The sequence below is a fragment of the Adlercreutzia sp. DFI.6.23 genome (assembly GCF_024462535.1).
Classification (GTDB): Bacteria; Actinomycetota; Coriobacteriia; order Coriobacteriales; family Eggerthellaceae; genus Adlercreutzia; species Adlercreutzia rubneri.
The window spans coordinates 1-286 of the sequence record NZ_JANGBP010000851.1 but is presented as its reverse complement, the minus strand read 5'-3'; the positions used below and the strand labels follow the sequence as shown (position 1 = coordinate 286).

The 286-nt window shown below is 62.9% G+C and carries 1 protein-coding gene; it reads right to left on the bottom strand.

Annotated features, from left to right (window positions below):
* Positions 1 to 286, bottom strand: a 286-nt coding sequence (locus NE591_RS15745) for a hypothetical protein (protein ID WP_256157160.1), incomplete at both ends; no start/stop codon positions are given.

Genomic DNA, 286 nt, shown 5'->3' with positions numbered 1-286 from the left:
GGGTTGGCCACGTCATTGATGAGGCCCCAGGCGTCCTTGTCGGCGTCCCATACCACATAGTGGGTCGACTCCTCCAACGTGGGCACCTTGCCGGCCTTCACGCCCTGGAGTAGCAGTGTGCCGAAGAACGGGTACTCGGGCAGCTGTGCCGGGCCCTCCTTGCCGAAATCCGTCGCGCGGAGGAAATGGCCGTTGTCCTCGCGCACGAGCAGGGGAGCGCAGGTCTTCTCGCGCATGAAGTCCAGGTCGTACCATTCGTTGGCGATGATAGCGTTGAGCATAGCCA